Below are 21,045 nucleotides of genomic sequence, written 5' to 3'. Positions count from 1 at the left end.
CTTCAAGCAAGTGGGTCAGTTCTGAAAAGACTGACCCGCAGGCCGCCATGAGGAATGGGCGCTTCTGGCGCAACAAATGGTAGGCCCGTTTCATGCGCCAAGCGCGGAACCGCACTAACCATTCCAACACGCCAGCCACTGAAACGCTCGCGCATTATTCTGCCAAAGCTCCGGTACAGCGGGATGAGAGCCTCTGCTTCGCCGATACGCGCACCATAAGGCGGGTTTACGATCACTAATCCCGGCTTTTCAGTCGGCGGTTCAAGCGCACTGACAGGCTGCTGTGCAAAATGAACTGAGTCGCTCACTCCTGCGCGCTTGGCATTTTCGCCTGCCATGCGAACTGCACCCGCATCACGATCATACCCAAAACACATGGCGCCGCCGTCACGTGTGCTTTTTACACCGCGCATCATTTCCCAGCGCTCAGCGTCATAAGTCGCTAAATGTTGGAATGCGAAAGAACGTCCACGCCCCGGATTAAGACGCGCCGACATCTCCGCCGCTTCCAGAATAAATGTGCCAGATCCACACATTGGGTCTACGACTGCTTCATTTCCCGTAAAGCCGCATCGCATGAGGAAAAGCGCAGCCATCGTTTCACGCATAGGCGCTTTGTTAACCGCCTGCTTGAAACCCCTGCGGTGCAAAAGCGCGCCGGACGTATCAAGGCTCAGCGTGCAAACATCTTTATCAATGCGCGCCATAACCGTAACCACCTCGGCTGCATCACTTTCTGCGAGGGGTGCTCCAAGCGTTTTATGAATAGCCCGACCAATACGCTCCGAGACGGCTCCGCTATGATACAAACGTGATCCGGAGCAGTGAGCCTCCACAAATACCGGCACGTCCGGGCGCAACACGGATGCCCAATCCACCGCGCAGGCAAGATCATCCAGCTGTGCCAGATGGCGCACGTGAAACGATGTTAGACGCGCAAGCACACGACTCGCACCCCGAATCCACAAATTCGCACGCCAGACTTCTGGCCACCCTCCACGAATGGTTACACCCCCCGGCACGATCCGGGGGCGCTTGAAGCCTTTGAGCCGAATTTCATCAGCCAAAACCATTTCCAGCCCGGGAGGAGCCGCCAAAAAAATCTCGAAATCAGTGGATGTCTTCATGATGCCGTGCATGACAGGAAGCAACGCGCGGAGCAATGTTGAAATGACGCAAAACACACTATAACGCGCTACACAGCACAACACACTGGCCAGCACGAAAACGATAAGGCATTAAGACGGCATGAAACTGCGCTTTGCACCCTCCCCAACTGGTTACCTGCACGTTGGTAACGCGCGTCAGGCCGTTGCTAACTACCTCTATGCCCGCCGTCACGGTGGCCGCTTTATCCTCCGCATGGACGATACGGATACATCCCGTAGCCGCCCTGAATATGTGGATGCGATCCGCCGCGACCTGTCATGGCTTGGCCTGGAATGGGATGAAGAGGCCCGCCAGTCCGATCGGGGCGCCCTCTATGATGCTGCCATCGAGAAGCTCAAAGCCTCTGGCCGCCTCTATCCCTGCTTTGAAAGCGAACATGAGCTAAACGCCAAGCGCGAGATGCGTATCCGCGCCGGAAAGCCACCGCTTTACGACCGCGCTATGCTCAAACTAACCGCCGATCAGCGCGCACGTGCTGAAGCGAACGGGAAGGTCCCCTATTGGCGCTTCAAACTGACCGATGGCAGCAGAAAATGGAACGACCTCGTCATGGGGGAATGTTCCGTAAAGCTGACAGCCATCTCTGACCCGGTTTTGATCCGCGCTGATGGCACGATTCTTTACACGCTTGCATCCGTCATTGATGACCTTGAAATGGGCATCACGCACATCATGCGCGGTGAAGACCATATCACAAACACGGGCGTGCAAATCGACATCGCAGAAGCGATTACCGGCAAAACGGCTCCGTTCACGTTTGCTCACCTGCCCTTGCTGCTCGACACAGATGGCGGCAAGCTTTCAAAGCGCTTTGACTCGCTTGGTTTGAAGTCCCTACGCGCAGACGGCATTGAGCCTATGAGCATCGTGTCCTACTTGGCGCGTGTTGGCACTTCGGACGATCCGGATGTCATCACACTCCAAGAAGCTATCGATTCTTACGACATCTCACACGTTTCAAAGTCTGCCGCGCGCTTTGACATGCGCCAGCTTCTCGCGCTGAACCGCAAAGCACTGCACAACTTGCCGTTCGAGCAGGCTAAAGCGCATCTCCCAGCAGAAGCGACGGAAGAGTTCTGGAACGCTGTACGCGGTAACGTCGATATTGCCGCAGAAATTCCACATTGGTGGGATGTTACCCAAGGTGCAATCATTCCACCTTCGCAGCCTGATGACAGGGACTTCCTGCAGAAAGCTCTGGAAACATTGCCAGAAGACCCTTGGGGTGAAACAACATGGAAAGATTGGACGAATATTCTCAAGGAGCAGACTGGCCGCAAAGGCAAAGCGCTGTTCATGCCGCTTCGCCTAGCGTTAACCGCTGAAGATAGCGGGCCTGACCTACCTACACTGCTAACCCTGATGGGCCGTGAGCGGGTTTTATCACGACTACACGATGCAATTCGTGCTTAAGACATTTTCTTGAGTCGAAAATTAAAGCCTCACCCACTTTAGGTGAGGCTTTTTTTTTCAGCACTTGGACGGCTGAAACAGCCTGTAGAAAGACATCCCTGCCAGCATAGCGGCAAGAAAGACCCAGACCTGCCAACTTCCAAGCGCGAGGGAGGCAATTACCGGTCCGGGACACAAACCTACCAGCCCCCATCCGAGCCCAAAAATACAACTCCCGATGACGAGCCGTGCATCAACCGTTTTGCGCGGCGGGGTTTGAAAACTCTCCGCGAAAAGCGGTCGTTTCATCAATTTTTGTAAGCGTACAGCGACAAACGCCACACACACCGCACCTCCCAGCACGAAAAGTAAAGCGGGCTTCCACGCGCCAACAACATCCAAAAATCCGAGAACATTTGCCGGATTGGTCATTCCGCTCAAGATCAGCCCACAACCAAAAATCAGCCCACATATCAGCGCGATGATGCTTTGCACGAAATACCCCCTCCCCTTAGAATTTGAGTCTCACCATAACAACACCATGCGGCTCGACGGAATCTGAATAGTTCTGCGCGTCATGTGCAACGTCACGTTTTTTCCAAAGGTCCCGCACAGTTGCCCTAGCGGTCAATGGATAACCCAGATCACTCCACTTTGCTGTGACAGTAAGACGTTTGGCCGAACGATTAAAAAGCACAACAGCACGCCCACCGTCGGATAACGGTTTGGACCAGACTTCCCACCCTTCTCCCCGCGCTACACGGTGTCCCTGAATGCCCAGTGCATCTTGGTCAACAGCAATTACTTCTTCGTTTGTTAGTGTCGCTTTTACAAATGGGCTCATTGCCGTCAGGTCGTTTCCGGCGATGAGGGGCGCGCTCATTTCAGCCCATAAGCTGAAGTGGCTTCGTTCTTCTGCTTCAGTCATCCCACCATTACCGACTTCAAGCATATCGGGGTCATTCCAGTGACCCGGCCCAGCATAAGAATAAAGCGGTTCCATGAGATCTATAATCGGCAATACGCCTAAGGAGTAGTTTTTCATACCATCCCAGCGGTCAGTAATATCCGCGCTGACCCGCCAGAGGTTACCGCCTTGGCCTTCGCCCCATGTCCAAGGATTTGCCGTTCCCCATTCACAGATTGAAAAAACTATAGGCCTCCCAGTTTCGCGCAGGGCATCGGCCATTGTTCTGTAACTAGATGGCCCGTCCTGCGTGCCGGTAGAGCACCAGTCATACTTTAGGTAATCAACCTGCCATGCGGCATATTGCCGGGCATCTTGAAATTCATGCCCGCGGCTCCCTGGCTTTCCACCGCAGGTCAGTGTGCCAGCATCCGAATAAATCCCAAGCAATAAGCCTTTTGCGTGCACATAATCTGCCAGAGCCCTTATCCCTTTCGGGAAACGCACTGCATCAGCGTGAATATTGCCGTCTTTGTCTCGGACACCCTGCCAACAATCATCAATTAAAATATAGCGATATCCTGCTTTCTGCATGCCGGATGCGACCATTGCATCCGCTGCACGCTCGATTTTTTCTGCCGTGATATCGCATGCAAATTTGTTCCAAGTATTCCATCCCATTGGCGGCGTCATAGCCAAATGGTTGGGCTTTAACGATGTCACCCTTTGCCCGTCTACATTGTTAGGCGGCGCTTCTTCCAAACCATTGGGCGGCATAACCGCCACACGCCGGACTTCCTCAGCAATAGAGCACTTCGGTAGACACAAACAAAATCCAGATACAACAATAATAAATAGAAAGATTTTATTTGGTTTATATACAGAATAATTAAGCCGATTATGGGTATTTATATTTACACCACCAACAAAATTATACTGAGAAAATATTTTGTTGGTGGTGTAAATTACCGAATTTAATATCGATAATATATTATATAAAGCATTTACTGACATTTTACTTCCTTAATAGATATATACAAAATTTATTTCATAATAATTTGGATATTCCGTATAAGACCGATAGGAGGAGCGCAAAACTGCGCTTTCTCAGCGTAATCCGACAATATGTCTATAGTATACAGTTTATTATTACGAAATCAAATTAAAGAAGGTAACGCACCAGCAGAGGACCTTGGCCTGCTGGCCAAGCCCTCAAGAAAAGTTTTACGCTAATGCTGTGCGTAATAATGCATCAGACAGGCTGTAAGTATTCCAGTACCCAAAAAACAGAATACTGCCACAAAAGACCTTAGCGACAATCGCGCTATACCCATCACGCCATGTCCACTCGTGCAGCCATTTCCCATGCGCGTGCCAAAACCAACTAATAAGCCCGAACACACTATGAGGAACCACGGGATCTGCACACTTACACCGGGCCAGTACCCGCAGACTACCCGCCATAAGATGGGTGCAATGAACACTCCAAAAAGAAAAAATCTCTCTACCCATCCTTTCTGGTATGAGAAAGCACGTGCCAATAACCCGCTAATTCCCGGTATTTTACCATTTAATAAATAATAAAGACCGCATGACAGACCGATTAAAATACCACCGGCTAAACTTGTCCAATACCCCATCATAAATCATGTCCTTTACAATAAATATTATAGAGATTTTTTACGAGTTTTCCTGTTTTCTCATCAGTTAACGTATAAAAGACGTTCTTACCTTCTCTTCTGGAAGACAACGTCTCCTCTTTTTTTAAAATCGTCAGATGCCGCGATAATGCCGGCTGGTGGATACCAAGTTTAGTTTCTAATTGGGCGACCGAATATTCCTGCTCTGCTAGCGCACAAGCAATTTGCAGGCGCTCAGCATGGGCAAGCATTTTTAAAATCCTCGCCACATATTCTGCACGCTGTTTAAGATTATCCATCATAGTTTTACATTATCAGATTATCGATAATATAAAACTATTAAGCAACGCGCTCCCGAGATACCGCCACTCACAACAAAAAAGGCCTTCCCGTAGATGGGAAGGCCTTTCGGAAAATGCCGTACGGTTCTTGTAAAGTCAGATTAGAACGCTGTGGAAACCGTGCCCGTCATGCTGAAGCGTGGCTCAACATAGAATTGCGCACTGGAGCCCGCCCCCGAAAGGTTACCGTTCATCAAGCGCACGACGGTCGCATTAGTACCAACGCCAATCGCACCCGTACGAACGACTGCACCTGTAAGGTTTGTGAAGTTCAAACGCACTGTCGGCGACTTCGCATACCATACGGGTTTGAAATGGTAACCCAAGGATAGAGTGTTCGTTAGGTAACCGGGCATACGTTGATCACCGGCAATGGTCACTGATTGCGGGCCGGTATAGTGCAATGTGGCATTCGCGAAGAAACCAGCATTTGTATAAGTCAGGCCGAAATTGGCCGTGACATGAGGTGCCATCGGCGCTTGCGTACCTTTGGTACGAAAAGCCGTCAGATTGCCGCTCGCATCCGATGCCGCGATATTGGAATCGAGGCGCGCGTTAAGATACTCAAACGACACATAAGGGCTGAAACCATAAATCGGCTGCAAAGACGCCATCATGTCAACGCCGCGCGCCGTTTGGTTACCTGCATTGACCACACCGAACTGGTTGTTTCCGACGTAAGTCGACAACAGACGGTTGGTAATATTGTAATTAAAGAGATCGAGGTCGAACACAACGTACTTATCGTTATAACGATAACCGAGTTCTTCCTTAATAGAATACTGGTTCTTCGGAAGCGTACCTGTATATTTTGTGTTCGCAATCGCTGATGGGTCCGGCTGACGGAAATCCCCTTCAGCATTGATATAAACTTGATGATGCTCGTTAATATTGTAGCTAACCGACAAATGCGGCAACGGAGCGGTAAGGTTTTGCCCCATATGAGCATTCCCTGGATACGTAACAAACCAGATATTGGTCATCACATACTTAAAGCCTGCACTGATCAACAGGCGGCTATTAAGGTATTTAGCAGTATTGTTTAAGAACAGGGAATGGACTTCGTACCCAGTCGTGTTTCCCGGGAATGAACGCGTACCGTTTGAAAATACCTGATAGTAGCCATCATTCGGGCTGGGGTTAGACCCATCAGCCTTTGTTACGCTCGTCGGGAAATGCTGGGTGTAATTTTGGTTTTCATACCAGTACCCAAACTCAAAGTGGTTATGTCGGTCAATGTCATAACCCAACTTCGCTGTGGCACCGACATCCAACGCACCGTCTTCCAAGAAGTAGCTTGTCAGTGGTGTACCAGCCGGGATGACCTGCCCACCAGCATAAGTCGTCGTATTACCTGACGAGAAGCCGCCAGAAGAGCCGTCCCAACCGCGACCCCAGTTATAGTAAGGCCGCAGATCAAACTGTAGCTTGTCGTTCAGCACAAAATGCATTGGCGCCGTCAGGAAAAGCTGGTTCCAATGGTCGATGTTGTTTTTCCAGTAATCGTTTCCGGTTTTATCAAATTCTGCTTTCCGGCCGTAACCCTGACCAGTATGCTTATATGTGAAGAACTCTGATGCTGTCGGGAAACGATCAATGACAAAATCTTCGGAGTTCCAGGACATGAAAACCTTGGCGAAGGAGCCGTTGTCCCAATCTTTACGCAGACCAAAATCGAGGTGACGGCGTTCATTCGAACCAGCCCCCATCCAAGAACGCGCGTGGGTATGTGAGAATGAAATATAACTCCGCACGCCCGTTCGCCCAATATCGCCTGATTCAAGGCGTAAAAACTCGCGCGACATATTATTTGTGCCGTACGAGAAATCCGTCATTCCGCCGAATTTATGACCCGGATCGTATGACGTTTCATTCATGACGCCTGCCGCTGCGGACGTCGCAGGCAAATCGATTGGTGAAGAGCCCGGCATCATGCTGACGCTCTCAAGATTTTCTGAATCAATATTTTCAGAAAGATACTTGGCGCTCGCCGCTGGCGCATTATCGAGCATGAGAGCCATATCTGCATCGGTCAGGCTTCGGCTCTGAATAATCCCACCCTGCATACCAGACGTATCGGGGTCTGACACACTTACGCTGGGCAGATTTTTAATGAAATCAAGCGCTGTGCTGGTTGGGCTTTTTGCAGCGATAAAAGCCTTTGACACCGTTTGCACAGCATAAGGCGCTGTTTCAACGCGCATCATCCCACCGCCACGGCTATGCACCTGACGTGATGACGATACGACAACATTTTCATCGCTAGCCGCGTTGATAGATGTAGCCTTCGGCCTCCGCGCTACAGTCGCGCTTGAAGCTTGTGCTGCGGATGGTTGATGCGACGCCGGAACATGTTGTGCATGACGCACCGTACCATGACCATGCGTTTTGTGTGATACGGCGGCGCTGACAGAAGGCGCGTAAACAATTGGTCCAAGCCCGGCCAAGCACGTCATCAAAAAAAGTGCTTTACGCATGGAATGTGGGGTCGAGCGATACGAATGCATAATGTTTAGGCTTCTCCTGCCGCGAGGCTGAATATGATTTTATGCTGTATACGGCCCTTTATGGGAGGCCATCCCATAACGAAGCCGTAACATAATGACTTGGACCTCAGAAGACGAATATTTGCTTCCAGTCATCCGAAAAAACAGAGCGCCACCGAATCAAGTCACGATAGTGTCGCTTTTCAGCCATAAAAATACATCTTTTGCAATATAAAGGAGTGTAACTGGATCGACACCGTTACTATTGTTGTTATAAATCAATATCTTATGAATTATTTTTTGTTTTAATTGCTTTAATTATATTTTCGAAACATTCCGCTCATTCGGCGCGTTTCTTTGTGACATGAAAGCCACAAACCCTGATTATTCGGGCACTCTCCCAACGAAAGAGCGCCCGAATTCTCGTCATGGTTTTGGTGTGCGCCCTGCTTTACGCGCTCGCACTAGCTCGCTCACAACCCCATGCAGTGTGCGCAACTCCTGCTCTGTTACTTCTCCACGCGTGAAAAAATGTCGCAAGTTGCGGACCATGCCCGGTCTTTTCTGCTCGTTATGCAAAAAGCCACTATCGTCCAACTCACGCAGCAAATGCGTCATGAAGTTTTCCAAATCACCTTTCGTGGCAATTTGCGTCTCATTCGTCATCAGCTCACGCGGTAGAGTGGTGTCTTCTGTTAGAAACCACTCATACGCCATGACGAGCACAGCCTGAGCCAGATTCAAGGACATAAAATCAGGATTTAAAGGGTAGCGTATTAGCGTATCCGCCCGCGCCATATCCTCATTATCAAGTCCCGCGCGTTCTGGCCCAAACAACAGACCGCAACGCAAACCGCGCATGGCATGCACGCGCAGCTCAGACGCTGCGCCGCGCGCGGTCATAATCGGTTTAATAATATGCCGTGGACGTGGACACGTCGCAAAAACATGATGCAGGTCCGCAACAGCTTCATCTACCGTCGGATATACAGTGGCCGCATCCAAAATCCGATGCGCCCCTGAAGACGCAGACCACGCACGCTCCTGCGGCCAACCATCACGCGGCGCAACAAGGCGCAGATGGAACAAGCCACCATTGGCCATCGCACGTGCCGTTGTACCAATATTTTCCCCTAATTGTGGACGAACCAAAATTACAACAGGGTCAAACTCACCGATTGGGCCAATATCCGCCCCACCATCACGCCCGGTCATGCGCTTGCCTTTCGCCAGGTTGTCCCACCCGGTCCGTCCTCCAAGAGAATACCGTCATCTGCCAGTTGCTTACGAATTGCATCAGCACGTGCAAAATCTTTAGCTTTGCGTGCAGCAAGGCGCTCTTCAATCAAGGCTTCAATGGCAGAGCCATCAACCCCGGCGCGGAACCATTCTTCTGCTGTACCAAAAAACAGACCCAGCAAACGTCCACCGGCTAAAAGCCCTGCTGCAGCCTGTTTGTCCCCTTGCATTGCAGCATCTGCCAGACGGTGAAGTGCCGCTAAAGCGAGGGAGGTGTTGAGGTCATCTTTCAATGCGTCCAGCACAGAAACCGGAATCTCGGCCTCGCTTTGTTCGAAAGCCTTCCCGGCTTCCAAGGCACGGTACAACCGGTCCAATGTGTGCTGAGCTTCCGCCAGTTTCTCCCACGTAAAATCCAGCGTAGAGCGATAATGTGCGCCCAAAGCAAGCAAACGCAATGCCTCCGCTGGCGCGCGGTCCAGCACCTCCCGCACAGTATAGAAATTGCCCAAAGACTTGGACATTTTCTCACCATTGGACAGCAACATGCCATTATGCAGCCAATACGCCGCAAACTTGCCTTCCGGATTACAGCACAGAGACTGAGCACGCTCATTTTCATGGTGCGGGAAAAGCAAATCGTCCCCACCGCCATGAATGTCGAAACTCTCACCCAAGTAACGCCGCGACATAGCCGAGCATTCAATATGCCAGCCCGGACGCCCCCGCCCATACGGGCTGTCCCAGCCCGGCTGCTCTGCGTCAGACGGCTTCCATAACACAAAATCCCCGGGATCACGCTTATACGAAGCTACTTCCACACGGGCCCCCGCTACCAGCTCATCCAACGAACGACCAGACAGGGCTCCATAATCCGGGAAATGCCGCACCGAAAACAATACATGCCCGTGTGCTTCGTACGCATGGCCACGCTTAATCAGAGTTGCAATCATATCAAGCATTTCTACGATATGATGCGTGGCCCGAGGTTCAATGTCGGGCGGCAAAATGTTTAAAGCCGCCAAGTCTTCGTGAAAAGCGGCCGTCGTGCGTGTGGTCAGAGATGCAATATCTTCGCCATTCTCGCGTGCGCGCGCTGTGATTTTATCATCCACATCCGTCACGTTGCGCACATATGTGACCTTCGGGAAACACACACGCAGCAAACGCACCAGCACATCAGCGCACATCATAGCACGCAGATTGCCGATATGAGCGCGGTCATACACCGTCGGTCCACAGAAATAGACACGAACATTCTGCGGATCGAGGGGTGAGAAAACCCGTTTCTCACGAGTCTGGGTATCGTGCAAACGCAGCACGGACATCGTATGTTCTGGCATAATCTGTTCAATGCGACAGCGCCGCGCCGGACGCAACCACCTTTTCAGTGCTTGTTTGCAAAACCACGCCCTGCAATAGGGTATCTTATGTCCAGCACAACGCCCCTCCCCCCGACTTACCTCCGCCACGCAAGCGCCCTGTTACTGCTCGCAGCCCCTTTGGCGCTCTCTCAGCTCTCCGAAATGGCGATGGGGGTTACGGACACCGTGCTGCTCGGCGGCCTAGGGGTTACAGCTGTTGCCATTGGCGGCCTTTCAAGCGCGTTTTTCTACACGACCATGATCATCTTTCAGGCCATTCTGGGGGGGCAGGCGTTCTACTCTCGCACGGCCGCGGCGCAACGGACTACGGACAAGCAGGAGCCGCCGACGGGCGCAGCGTCGTGAGTGCGACAGTGACGTTGGCATTTCTGGTTTTCATCCCGTGTTTTACACTTCTGTGGTGCACGCACGGGCTTTTCGCTCTTTTAGGGGAGCCAACGGCAGTCATAAGCGAAGGTGGGCACTTCGTTCGAATTCTTCTGAGCGCCCTTTTCCCCAATTTGGTGCTGCTCGGGGTTCTTCGCGTTATTTTGCCCTCGCTCGGAGCCGCGACATTATTATCATGGACCATGCCTTTGATGGCCATCGCAAATGGCCTCACCAACGCTGGGCTTATTCATGGTTTATTTGGCCTACCCCGCATGGGCCTGTTCGGGTCAGCGACAGCATCGGCATTAACAGGCTGGACTGTTACGCTAATATTGCTGGCGCTAAGCCTCTGCCACCCTCGCGTGCGGCATGTGCTAAAACCGCAGCTATTCCCCAGACACGTTCTCGGAAGGCTCATCAGTCTTGGCTTCCCCATGATGATGGGCGCCGCTGCAGAAATCCTGATGTTTCAGATTACCGCTCTGCGCGCTGGACAACTTGGCACCAACAGCCTCGCAGCGCATCAAGTCGCCATCAACGTAACTGCACTTTTGTTCATGGTTTCTCTAGCATTTGGGCAAGCCACAAATATGCGCGTTGCCTATTGGCGTGGCGCGGGTCAGCGCTCACAAGCCCGGCGCGCTACCCTCATAGGCTTGGCGCTGGTCATGACGTGGAGCCTACTTACGTCTATTTTGCTTCTTATGTGGCCTGAAAAGATTATTGGGCTTTATTTTCGCAGTACACCCCCCACACCAGAGGCCCTTGCGCTCATGAGCGTCCTGTTGAAAATCGCAGGCGTTTACCAGATCGTGGATGGTACCCAGACCGTATGCAATGGCGCGCTGCGCGGTTGCGGAGATACGTTTACCCCAATGCTTATTGCCTTTGGGTGCTTCGGCTTTATTGGCGTGGGGTTTGGGGGGTGGTTAGCCTTCCAAAACCACATGGGCGTGGAAGGCTTATGGATCGGCATGGCATCAGCGCTTGCAGCAACAAGCCTCGGCTTCGCTGTGCGTTTGCGCCGTGTTTTATGGTCAGACTGACGCTTCTTTACGGGCCAGCCAAATCGTAATCAGATAAATAATCAATCCGCCAGCAGAGAGCAAAGCTCCACCCCAACCAACCGACCCCAAGCCAAATTCCAGCCCTACAAGCATCGCTCCCAGCCACGCGCCAATAGCATTTGCAATGTTAAACGCCGAGTGATTGAGCGATGCCGCCAAGGTCTGTGCATCACCCGCAACTTCCATCAATCGCGTCTGCAAAGCGGGTGATAGACCAATCAATACAGCAGGCACGAGGAAAACGAGGGGCAGCATAGCCAAGGCCGAGGGCAGAAATAGCCAATACCCCAACATCACCACAACGCTGAGCCCTAGGGATAAAATTACAGCCCGGTCAACGCTGCGGTCCGCAATAGCACCCCCCACACTATTCCCGGCCATCATGCCCAATCCCCACACGACCTGATACGTCGCCACCGCCCAGACGGGCAGATGAGTTACTTGAGCCAGACCAGTTGTCAGGAATGTATAAATTCCAAACAGGCCGCCAAAACCAATTGCGCTTGTCAGGAGTGTCAGCAACACCTGTGGCCGACGGAACGCCCCCAGCTCCGATAATGCGCTCCCCCCTGCTGTGGGCTTGTCTCGCGGTGCAAAAAACCACAACGACGCCAGACATACGGCCCCAAGCAGCGCGATTGTGCCGTAAGCAAAACGCCAGCCAAGGTGATTGGCCGCATAGGTAGAGAGTGGGGACCCTAAAACCGTAGAGAACATAATGCCCGACATCACACGGCTAACCGCACGCCCTCGACGTGCACGCTCAACCATAGAAGCCCCTACCAGCGCCGAAACACCGAAGAATGCTCCGTGCGGCAAGCCCGTGATAAAACGCATGATCTCCGTCGTCAGAAGATCCGGCGCTAAAATCGTTCCGACATTACCCAGAACAAACAGTACCAAAAGCCACATCAGCAAAGTGCGACGGGCCAATCGAGCGCCCAAAATGGCCATGATAGGCGCACCAATTACAACGCCCATGGCATAGGCGGAGATAACGGTACTGGCTTTAGCGATTGATATACCCAATGACTGAGCAAACTCAGGCAACAACCCCATCATGCCGAATTCGCCTGTGCCTATGGCAAACGTTCCCAGCATAAGGGCGTACATTGCAGGCTCGACGCCATGAGGCGGGCGCACCCGTTCAACGGTTAAAGAATCGGTGGCTTCCATTGCGGGGTCCGAACATGAAGTGGATCAACGCCACTTAACAACGGACCCCTTGCACACACTTAGGTATCAGTGGCCTGTCGGTAAGCGGATAGTCTGTCCCGGATAAATGTCATCTTTGGCGCTGACAAGCGGAAGATTAGCCTTCAGCAAATCATCGCCGGTTACATCTTCCGGTATCACCGCGGCCACCTCGTCCAGAGTTGCGCTTTCACCGACCTGAACAAATTTTGGTTCCGGTGTTCCCGGCGGCACAATAATCTCTGCCTCCACAGCGGCAACACCTGCCACATTCCCCGCTGTGAGAATCATCTGGTCGCGGTCTTTTGCCGTATCCGCGCGGCCCCTGAGCATGATGGTCCGGTCATCAATAACAAGATGCGACATGTGCATACGGGCCAAACCAAAGCGCTTGAACGCACGTTTGATGGCGCTACCCTTAGGCTTGGGCGCGGTTTCTTCCAAAGACTGGATCAGCCCCTCTAAGGCCCCCTCCGCAATGCGACCAGCCCTAGCATTGAAACGGTACGTTTTTTTCTGCGAACTCATATTAAGGCGCTCTTCACAGATGAGACAAACTCCAAAACACGCTGGAGCATTTACAGCGCAATCTATACTCTAAAAACACCGTTTTGTGTGCGGTTAAACAGGCATTATCACGAGATTCGCTACACTTATAATTGACTCTCGCCCTCAAGCACGCTAATGCGCGACCCCATTGCCGGGAACGTGGACGAACCGGCTACTCCTCACACGACACAGGGCTCTGCACCCGGTCTGGAGTGGCTCATGGTTTCGCGCCCGTCTGACCCAATTCGGGGGAAGACCTACCGGCGCAACAAAACGACCTGCCACGCAGCTTAGGGTAGGTCTGACGCGAACAAGGGATCAACCCATGTCAAAGCGCCTCGAGAGCAAGTACAAGATTAACCGCCGCCTCGGCGTCAACCTGTGGGGCCGCGCTAAGTCTCCGGTTAACCGTCGTGAATACGGTCCAGGCCAGCACGGTCAGCGCCGTAAGTCCAAGCCATCTGACTTCTCCATCCAGCTGATGGCTAAGCAGAAGCTGAAGGGCTACTACGGCAACATCAGCGAAAAGCAATTCCGTAAGTACTATGACGAAGCAGTTCGTCGTAAGGGCGATACGTCCGAGAACCTGATCGGTCTGCTTGAGCGTCGTCTGGATGCGGTTGTATACCGCCTGAAGTTCGCGATCACACCGTTCGCTGCTCGTCAGTTCATCAACCACGGCCACATCACGGTTAACGGCAAGCGCGTTAACATTCCATCCTACCTCGTGAAGGAAGGTGACGTGATCGAAGTCCGCGAGAAGTCCAAGCACCTCGCAATCGTTCTCGACGCTGTTCAAACAGCTGAGCGCGACGCACCAGAATACGTTGAAGTCGATCACCGCCAGATGAAGGGTTCTTTCCTTCGTATTCCGGCTCTGTCCGACGTACCATACCCAGTCCAAATGGAACCAAACCTGGTGGTCGAGTTCTACTCCCGCTAAGTTTCGGCTCTCTTTCCAGCCTTCGGGCTGGATCGACCGATCCATACGACCGGAAACGCCGGGCGGGTTCCCCGTCCGGCGTTTTTGTTTCACACCGCTTCAAACACCACACGATTTGCCTTCCGGAGAGACCATGTCCGAAGCCCTCAGCGCTGACATCAACCGCGAGATTGCCCGTCGCCGGACCTTCGCGATCATCTCTCACCCGGATGCTGGTAAAACAACCCTGACAGAACGCATCCTCCGCGCGGGTGGTGCTATTCAGCTCGCTGGTAACGTCCGTGCCAAGGGCGAACGCCGCCGTACCAAATCTGACTGGATGGGCATCGAACGCGACCGTGGTATCTCCGTCGTAACTTCGGTTATGACGTTCGAATATGGAGACTGCGTCTTCAACCTGCTCGACACACCGGGCCACGAAGACTTCTCCGAAGATACCTACCGTACACTCACCGCTGTTGATTGTGCCGTCATGGTCATTGACGCCGCCAAAGGTATCGAAGCCCGCACGCGCAAACTGTTCGAAATTTGCCGTCTGCGCGATATTCCCATTATTACCTTCATCAACAAGATGGACCGGGAAGCGCAAGATTGCTTCGCTCTGCTTGATGAAATCGCCAGCACACTCGCACTTGATACGTCACCCGCAACATGGCCCATCGGCCGTGCAGCAACCTTTACAGGCACGTTTGACCTCCGTACGCGCAAAGTCACGACCAAAGATACACTGCCTGAAAACGATCCACGCCTTGAGCAGATGCGCGAAGACTTAGAACTCGCTGAAGCAGCCCTCCCCGAGTTCGACCGTGAATCTTTCGATGCAGGCCACCTAACCCCTGTTTTCTTCGGTTCAGCAATGAAGGAAATCGGCGTTACCGATTTGCTTGACGCTCTGGTCGCCTACGGCCCCTCTCCTCGCGCACAACCTACAGACAGCCGCGACGTTCGTGCGGATGAAACAAACGTCACAGCCCTCATCTTTAAAATTCAAGCGAATATGGACCCTAACCACCGGGACCGTATGGCTTTCGCCCGCGTGTGTTCTGGTCGCCTTACCCGCGGTATGCGCCTAAAACATGTCCGCACCGGCAAACAATTCGCTCTACACACGCCCCAATTCTTCTTTGCTCGTGACCGTCAACTTGCAGAAGAGGCTTTCGGTGGTGACGTGGTCGGTATTCCAAACCATGGCACCCTGCGTATTGGCGATACGTTGAGCGAAACTGAAGACCTGCGCTTCACGGGCGTCCCGCACTTTGCACCCGAAATCCTGCGTCGTGTTCGCCTTGACGACGCCATGAAAGCAAAAAAGCTTCGCCAGGCTCTCGTTGAGCTCGCCGAAGAAGGCGTGGTGCAACTTTTCCGCCCGCAAGACGGCTTGCCACCCATTGTTGGTGTTGTCGGCACCCTGCAGCTCGACGTGCTTCAATCGCGCCTTCAGGCTGAGTACGGTGTGTCCATTGGCTTTGAAAGCACACCCTTCACGATGGCACGCTGGGTCACCGGCGATCACAACAAACTCGATTTGTTCGCACAGACCAACCGCTCTTCCATGGCTGATGATTTGGACGGTGACCCAGTCTTACTTGCCAGCTCATCCTTCATGATGCGCCGTACAGTCGAGCAAAACCCTGATCTTGCTTTCCACGACATCAAACAAATCGGTATTGGTACCGAAAAATAACTCACAAAAAAGGCGGCCCGTTTGGAGCCGCCTTTTTTTAATCGTGCTTGCGTGCACCCAAAGAGCGGCGGGGCTACCCGCCACCACTTCGCTGTTTAGAAATTAGAGCGCAGGGTCAGCATAAAGTTACGCGGCGCACCGTAATAATTGTAGAAGCGTGTATTGCCCAAACGCTCATAATAACGCGTGTTGGACAAATTGTTCAGCGTTGCTGCCAGTGCCAAGTAACGGTTCCACTGATAACCAACCTGCGCCGATGCCACTACATAGCCCGTCTGCCGAACAATGCGCGTCGTCCCAAAAGTGCCGGTTTGCGCATTGAAACCACCGCCAATACTCCAGATATTTTTCTCTGCACCGGCATATGGCTCAAAGCGGTAATGGGTCCATAGCTTCCACAAGTTCCGTGGTGAGTTACCCGCATAAACCAGACCAGCTTCCGAAGCCGTGCCGTTATTTACAATGAAGTTCTTGTTGTAGGTATAGCTGCCGTTAATATCCCAGCCTTGCAGCGGACGGCCCAGAACCTCAACTTCAGCGCCTTCACTGCGCGTCTGCCCCGTTGCTGCATAACAAGAACTCGTACCCGATGGCCCACAAATGGGGTTAACGGACGACAGATAGACGCCTTCATTATGGTTAATAATCCGGAACCCAGCGACCGAAACACTTAGACCATGATGGAAGAAATCACCCTTCACACCACCTTCCAACTGCTTCCCACGCATAGGCTGCAACTGATCACCGCTCAGCGTCCAGCTTGATTGCGGTTCAAACGTGGAGACATAGCTAACATATGCCGTGATGTTCTTCACGATGTTCCATGTCGCGCCCATGTACGGCAGCAAAATACCTGACTGATCAATACGTGTGGTCATAGCCAACGTCGTCGGTCGACGAGTCTGCGTCTGGCTCAGATAACCACTGACACGCCCACCCAGCATAATAGCGACATTATGAACTGGCTTAATACGCGCCTGCCCATAAACACCCCATTGCGTCATAGGCTGATAAGTCTGGCTTGTAATCGTCGGCAACAGGGCCGATGAAAGACCGTTCATATCTGCAAGAGACATGTTTTGCAGCATCTTATTCGTTGATGACGTTACGGACGCACCAGCACCGTTATAAATATAACGGCTATAGTTTCCACCAAACACTAAACTATGCGTCTGCCCAAAAAGATGTACAGGCCCGGTTACATAGCCATCAACATCATTATTGGTTTCAGCATATTTTGTGTTTACAATAGCAACATTACCACGCTGCGTTGTTGAGTTCCATGTGGTCAAATACGCGTATTGAAACGCTGTATCCGTTGAACGGTGCCGGCCATTCACCAAAGCGCGCCAACCATGCCCGAAAACATGCTCCCACTGCGCGGATAATTCAGTCATCGGAGCGTGAACACTATTAAAATTCGCTCCGGTCCACGTATTTCGTGCGTATTTTAAATCGGACCCGTCCGCTGCTCTGGGGACACCCATAAAACGACGTGTCTCATTGCTCTGAGACGCGACAGAAAGCGTCAACGTATCATGCGTCGTTGGGCGGATATCCACAACACCGTAAACTGTCCAACGACGGTCACGGCCATTATCGTAGAAAAAGCCTCTATCTGTCCCCGCGACAATCAAGCGGCCTGAAATATACCGCGAACGCGCTAAAGGGCCGCCAATATCGAACGTGGCATGATTATTGTTCCACGAACCGTAAGAATAGGACGCATTCCCTGAAAACTGCTCCGTTGGGCGCTTGCGAACAAAGTTTACACTCCCGCCCGGCGATGCAGCCCCCTGAAACAAACTCTCCGGCCCGCGCGCAACCTCTAAGCGGTCATAAATCGCCAAGTCGAATTGCTGAACGAATGTTAACCCATTCGCAGAAGGCACCCCGTCATATTGCGGTGCTAGACTGAAGCCACGGGAGGTATAACCTGACGTTCCATCACCATAATTATTGACGTTCAACCCCGCGACTTGCTTGAGCGCTGCGTCCACCGTGAAAAGATTTTGATCTTTCATTTGCTGGCTGGTGAGCACCGAGACCGATTGCGGCACATCCTGCAATTTCATCAGCATCTTGTTTATTGAAATAGCAGGCACGGTGTACGTTCCCGTGCCATCTGTCGATGCTTTTAAACGGCGTCCCAACACCAGCAATTGTTCGACACTTTGGGGTGTTTGAGTGGTGGCGGGATCGGCCTTCTGTTTTGGCTGGACAACAGGTTTTATCTCACCCGCCATCATTGAAACCGGCCAAAGAGCAGAGCCCCCCATAAGAGCCACAACCAGACAACGCCCAAACTGCATTAGATTTCCTCCGTCAAAAAACCCCCTCCTTTTATGCAAATGAGAAAAATTCTCAACAACATTATAAAAATAAATTCATGCTGTGTCATTAATGTCAAACACAATAATCCCGAAATTGTGCGTATAGATTAGATCTTTATATTATGTATATGTGATGAATTTATCTCAAATTTAGATATCATCTAAATTTTGAAAACATTTAAATGGGAGCATAATAAAATGCTCCCACGGTATAATCATTGACCCAATGACTGATTTAATACACCAGCCAAACGAACACCCGCCTGCTCTAATCTTAATTGTATTATTGGCCATGCCACAGCCGTATAAGTATCGCCTAAATCAGGATGATCTTGTGAGGGCAATGCACCGTAGGCAACACTCCGCGCCAATTCGTGGCTTTCATCCACCCAGTCCATGACTGCACGATAGGGCGCACCCGGCGCACTCAAATCCTGCGTCCAATAACGGACCTGCTCCGGTGTTATCTGCGCTGATAATTGCTGTGCCGCCGCACCCGCTGCAGAATAATCAATGGAATAATGTGGACCGACGACTAAATGGTCCTGACGATTTAAAATACCCTCGTCCCACAATGCATGTAAATTCATATGCCCATGGGCAGATTCACCGTAATACGTCAGATGAATCGTATTTCCCCCCATGTCATGATCACGCTCCGCGGCATGGAGAGGCTGATGCAAATCGCCCACCAAGTGCACGACCCATTTTAATGCCTCCAACCTCACTGCCGGAGCGGCATGGACATTGCTTAAAAGCGCTATTTCTTCCGGCAGGCGCTCAACGACGCAATTTGAATCAGCACAGTCCCGCTCATGAACATAAGCCGGGTTCACGACATCTGTATCAACGTAATGCCACTTCAAAGTCTCTGGGTGCCCTCCATGCCCTACCGGGAGATGCCCCATTGTGTCAGGCCACGATGCCACCTGATCGAGAGACTTATGCCCCTCCAACGCTAAGAGCTGATGGACAGCCGCTGCTGCCTGCGGCGTGAGACGCTCTTGAGCAATATCCGCAACCATTGCATGCCCATAAGGTCCCCACGCATAGGCTGACGTGTGAAGAAGCCCTAGACCCAAAACTGTGCTTGCTACCCCGAGAAACCAACGCCGCATAAAATATCTCACCTAACTAAAACGTACCAAAGACTCAGGCCTAAAGCCCCGAACCTTATTTTCCTAAAAGTTTACAAGACAATAGAGCACCTTGTCAGTGCTAGCGTACACCCTGCTGCTCAATTAACGCGCAGACTTCCGCGTAAAAAGGAGCGGCATCAGCAGCTCCATTACGCGTTGTAGCCAACGCACCGCACGCTGCCGCAAAGCAAACAGCTTCACGAAAGGACTGTCCTTTGGCCAGCGCAAACGCCAAACCTGCGTTAAAGCTATCGCCAGCCGCCACTGTATCAATAGCTTTAACCACAAACGGCTGGCAGAAACCTTCGTCTGCGCCGTCACGCCAAAAGACACCCCGGCTGCCCATCTTGATTAAAACCCTGCGGATATTTTTTTCTTGCAGTATTTTTGCTGCCTCGGAAGCTTCTTTCGCGGTCGTGGGCGTAATGCCCGTTAACAGCCCTGTTTCCGTCTCATTGGGTGTAATTATATCCGCAGCCCCCAAAACTGCGTCAGACAGTCCGCCATTAGGCACCGGCGCAGGATCAAGTATAACTGTGCCCCCTGCGTCCCTTACGCGCTGAGCGGCCGTTAAAACGGCAACTTCAGGAATTTCAAGTTGGAGCAGCAACACCTGCGTCTGACCAAACCACTCTTCAGCCGCAACACTATCACTCTCATCAACAGCCATATTGGCACCACCAATAACCGTGATGCTATTTTCGCCCGTACCCGATTCAATCCCAATAAGTGCAACTCCTGTTGCGTGGTCCGGGTCTTCGCGCAAAGGCGATAAATCAACTCCAAATTTTTCCAATTCGCGGCGTGCACGTGCACCAAAGTCATCGCGTCCAACGCGACCCACCAGCGCTACTCTCACGCCTTCTGATGCAGCAAGCCGTGCAGCTGCGGCAGCTTGGTTGCTCCCCTTCCCCCCAAGCATGATGCCATAACTCTCGCCATGCACCGTTTCACCCGGCTTTGGCAAACGACGAGCCCGCGCTGTCACATCAATGTTCACACTACCAAATGAGACGATAAGTGGGGTGGCCATCTGCTCTGACATTCCGCTTACTCCAACATCAATATTCAACTGAAAACAAAAACGCGCGCTGAATTTACGCCTAGAAAACAACTCATAGGCTTCACTTCTTCGGCAACAGCAGCCACTACGTCTGGCCACGATTTAAAACAGCAAAAAGGCGCGGGAATCCGCGCCTTCTTACAA

18 protein-coding genes are annotated in these 21,045 nt (G+C 52.0%); 5 read left to right on the top strand and 13 right to left on the bottom strand.

Features of this window, described 5'->3' with window-relative positions:
• Window positions 1-2: 2 nt before the first annotated feature.
• Window positions 3-1,127, bottom strand: a complete 1,125-nt coding sequence (locus tag D5366_RS07080; RefSeq protein WP_141492877.1) for a THUMP domain-containing class I SAM-dependent RNA methyltransferase — start codon at window positions 1,125-1,127, stop codon at window positions 3-5.
• Window positions 1,128-1,248: 121 nt separating this feature from the next.
• Here D5366_RS07080 and gltX point away from each other — a divergent pair, with 121 nt between their 5' ends.
• Entirely contained in the window at window positions 1,249-2,583 is a 1,335-nt protein-coding gene (gltX, locus tag D5366_RS07075) for a glutamate--tRNA ligase (RefSeq protein ID WP_141492876.1), read from the top strand.
• Window positions 2,584-2,640: 57 nt separating this feature from the next.
• On the opposite strand, the gene D5366_RS07070 is transcribed toward gltX, so the two are convergent.
• The 7 genes from D5366_RS07070 to cysS form a co-directional block, all read right to left on the bottom strand.
• Complete coding sequence (locus D5366_RS07070) at window positions 2,641-3,057, bottom strand: DUF6691 family protein (RefSeq protein ID WP_141492875.1); 417 nt, start codon at window positions 3,055-3,057, stop codon at window positions 2,641-2,643.
• Between the two features lie 16 nt (window positions 3,058-3,073).
• Entirely contained in the window at window positions 3,074-4,246 is a 1,173-nt protein-coding gene (locus tag D5366_RS07065) for a glycoside hydrolase family 27 protein (protein WP_141493883.1), read from the bottom strand.
• Between the two features lie 452 nt (window positions 4,247-4,698).
• Window positions 4,699-4,836: a YeeE/YedE family protein gene (locus D5366_RS12005; RefSeq protein WP_408902239.1), complete on the bottom strand. Its 138-nt coding sequence runs from the start codon at window positions 4,834-4,836 to the stop codon at window positions 4,699-4,701.
• A 272-nt stretch (window positions 4,837-5,108) separates the two neighbouring features.
• Window positions 5,109-5,411 (bottom strand): ArsR/SmtB family transcription factor, encoded by a 303-nt coding sequence (locus D5366_RS07055; protein ID WP_141492873.1) that lies wholly within the window; start codon window positions 5,409-5,411, stop codon window positions 5,109-5,111.
• Between the two features lie 140 nt (window positions 5,412-5,551).
• On the bottom strand, window positions 5,552-7,657 hold the full coding sequence (locus D5366_RS07050; protein ID WP_373317496.1) for a TonB-dependent receptor: 2,106 nt from the start codon (window positions 7,655-7,657) through the stop codon (window positions 5,552-5,554).
• 705 nt (window positions 7,658-8,362) lie between these two features.
• Complete coding sequence (locus tag D5366_RS07045; RefSeq protein WP_141492871.1) at window positions 8,363-9,151, bottom strand: RNA methyltransferase; 789 nt, start codon at window positions 9,149-9,151, stop codon at window positions 8,363-8,365.
• Window positions 9,148-10,518 (bottom strand): cysteine--tRNA ligase, encoded by a 1,371-nt coding sequence (cysS, locus tag D5366_RS07040; RefSeq protein WP_240775203.1) that lies wholly within the window; start codon window positions 10,516-10,518, stop codon window positions 9,148-9,150. Before cysS ends, D5366_RS07045 begins: the two co-directional genes overlap by 4 nt.
• 87 nt (window positions 10,519-10,605) lie before the next feature.
• On the opposite strand from cysS, the gene D5366_RS12000 reads away from it, so the two are divergent.
• Together D5366_RS12000 and D5366_RS07035 are read left to right on the top strand one after the other, a co-directional pair.
• Window positions 10,606-10,905, top strand: coding sequence for a hypothetical protein (locus D5366_RS12000; RefSeq protein ID WP_240775202.1), 300 nt, complete (start codon window positions 10,606-10,608; stop codon window positions 10,903-10,905).
• A complete protein-coding gene (locus tag D5366_RS07035) occupies window positions 10,902-11,975 on the top strand; it encodes an MATE family efflux transporter (RefSeq protein ID WP_240775201.1) in 1,074 nt (357 codons plus the stop codon). The genes D5366_RS12000 and D5366_RS07035 overlap by 4 nt, the downstream gene beginning before the upstream one ends.
• On the opposite strand, the gene D5366_RS07030 is transcribed toward D5366_RS07035, so the two are convergent.
• Window positions 11,967-13,172: an MFS transporter gene (locus D5366_RS07030; RefSeq protein ID WP_141492870.1), complete on the bottom strand. Its 1,206-nt coding sequence runs from the start codon at window positions 13,170-13,172 to the stop codon at window positions 11,967-11,969. The two genes, D5366_RS07035 and D5366_RS07030, sit on opposite strands and share 9 nt — an antisense overlap.
• Window positions 13,173-13,238: 66 nt before the next feature.
• Complete coding sequence (locus D5366_RS07025; RefSeq protein ID WP_141492869.1) at window positions 13,239-13,718, bottom strand: peptidoglycan-binding protein LysM; 480 nt, start codon at window positions 13,716-13,718, stop codon at window positions 13,239-13,241.
• 346 nt (window positions 13,719-14,064) lie between these two features.
• On the opposite strand from D5366_RS07025, the gene rpsD reads away from it, so the two are divergent.
• Both rpsD and prfC read left to right on the top strand, forming a co-directional pair.
• Complete coding sequence (gene rpsD / locus D5366_RS07020; protein WP_141492868.1) at window positions 14,065-14,682, top strand: 30S ribosomal protein S4; 618 nt, start codon at window positions 14,065-14,067, stop codon at window positions 14,680-14,682.
• A 133-nt stretch (window positions 14,683-14,815) separates the two neighbouring features.
• Window positions 14,816-16,366 (top strand): peptide chain release factor 3, encoded by a 1,551-nt coding sequence (gene prfC, locus D5366_RS07015; protein ID WP_141492867.1) that lies wholly within the window; start codon window positions 14,816-14,818, stop codon window positions 16,364-16,366.
• Between the two features lie 95 nt (window positions 16,367-16,461).
• On the opposite strand, the gene D5366_RS07010 is transcribed toward prfC, so the two are convergent.
• From D5366_RS07010 to D5366_RS07000, 3 genes are all read right to left on the bottom strand, one after another.
• Window positions 16,462-18,678 carry a TonB-dependent siderophore receptor gene (locus tag D5366_RS07010; protein ID WP_141492866.1) on the bottom strand — a complete coding sequence of 739 codons (2,217 nt, stop codon included), beginning with the start codon at window positions 18,676-18,678 and terminating at the stop codon, window positions 16,462-16,464.
• Window positions 18,679-18,914: 236 nt separating this feature from the next.
• Complete coding sequence (locus tag D5366_RS07005) at window positions 18,915-19,817, bottom strand: S1/P1 nuclease (RefSeq protein ID WP_141492865.1); 903 nt, start codon at window positions 19,815-19,817, stop codon at window positions 18,915-18,917.
• 100 nt (window positions 19,818-19,917) lie between these two features.
• Window positions 19,918-20,883 (bottom strand): PfkB family carbohydrate kinase, encoded by a 966-nt coding sequence (locus D5366_RS07000; RefSeq protein WP_141492864.1) that lies wholly within the window; start codon window positions 20,881-20,883, stop codon window positions 19,918-19,920.
• Between the last annotated feature and the right edge of the window lie 162 nt (window positions 20,884-21,045).

The organism is Neokomagataea tanensis (genome assembly GCF_006542335.1).
GTDB lineage: Bacteria > Pseudomonadota > Alphaproteobacteria > Acetobacterales > Acetobacteraceae > Gluconobacter > Gluconobacter tanensis.
Note: the sequence above shows the minus strand (reverse complement) of the source record. Positions and strands in the feature narration are given on the sequence as shown.

Coding starts and splice junctions, on each gene's coding strand:
- D5366_RS12000 (WP_240775202.1), top strand. CDS start 10,606: ATGTCCAGCACAACGCCCCTCCCCCCGACTTACCTCCGCCACGCAAGC.
- D5366_RS07000 (WP_141492864.1), bottom strand. CDS start 20,883: ATGTCAGAGCAGATGGCCACCCCACTTATCGTCTCATTTGGTAGTGTG.
- D5366_RS07080 (WP_141492877.1), bottom strand. CDS start 1,127: ATGAAGACATCCACTGATTTCGAGATTTTTTTGGCGGCTCCTCCCGGG.
- D5366_RS07005 (WP_141492865.1), bottom strand. CDS start 19,817: ATGCGGCGTTGGTTTCTCGGGGTAGCAAGCACAGTTTTGGGTCTAGGG.
- rpsD (WP_141492868.1), top strand. CDS start 14,065: ATGTCAAAGCGCCTCGAGAGCAAGTACAAGATTAACCGCCGCCTCGGC.
- prfC (WP_141492867.1), top strand. CDS start 14,816: ATGTCCGAAGCCCTCAGCGCTGACATCAACCGCGAGATTGCCCGTCGC.
- D5366_RS07045 (WP_141492871.1), bottom strand. CDS start 9,151: ATGACCGGGCGTGATGGTGGGGCGGATATTGGCCCAATCGGTGAGTTT.
- D5366_RS07025 (WP_141492869.1), bottom strand. CDS start 13,718: ATGAGTTCGCAGAAAAAAACGTACCGTTTCAATGCTAGGGCTGGTCGC.
- D5366_RS07065 (WP_141493883.1), bottom strand. CDS start 4,246: ATGCCGCCCAATGGTTTGGAAGAAGCGCCGCCTAACAATGTAGACGGG.
- D5366_RS07055 (WP_141492873.1), bottom strand. CDS start 5,411: ATGATGGATAATCTTAAACAGCGTGCAGAATATGTGGCGAGGATTTTA.
- D5366_RS07030 (WP_141492870.1), bottom strand. CDS start 13,172: ATGGAAGCCACCGATTCTTTAACCGTTGAACGGGTGCGCCCGCCTCAT.
- D5366_RS07010 (WP_141492866.1), bottom strand. CDS start 18,678: ATGCAGTTTGGGCGTTGTCTGGTTGTGGCTCTTATGGGGGGCTCTGCT.
- D5366_RS07050 (WP_373317496.1), bottom strand. CDS start 7,657: ATGATGCGCGTTGAAACAGCGCCTTATGCTGTGCAAACGGTGTCAAAG.
- gltX (WP_141492876.1), top strand. CDS start 1,249: ATGAAACTGCGCTTTGCACCCTCCCCAACTGGTTACCTGCACGTTGGT.
- cysS (WP_240775203.1), bottom strand. CDS start 10,518: ATGCCAGAACATACGATGTCCGTGCTGCGTTTGCACGATACCCAGACT.
- D5366_RS12005 (WP_408902239.1), bottom strand. CDS start 4,836: ATGGGAAATGGCTGCACGAGTGGACATGGCGTGATGGGTATAGCGCGA.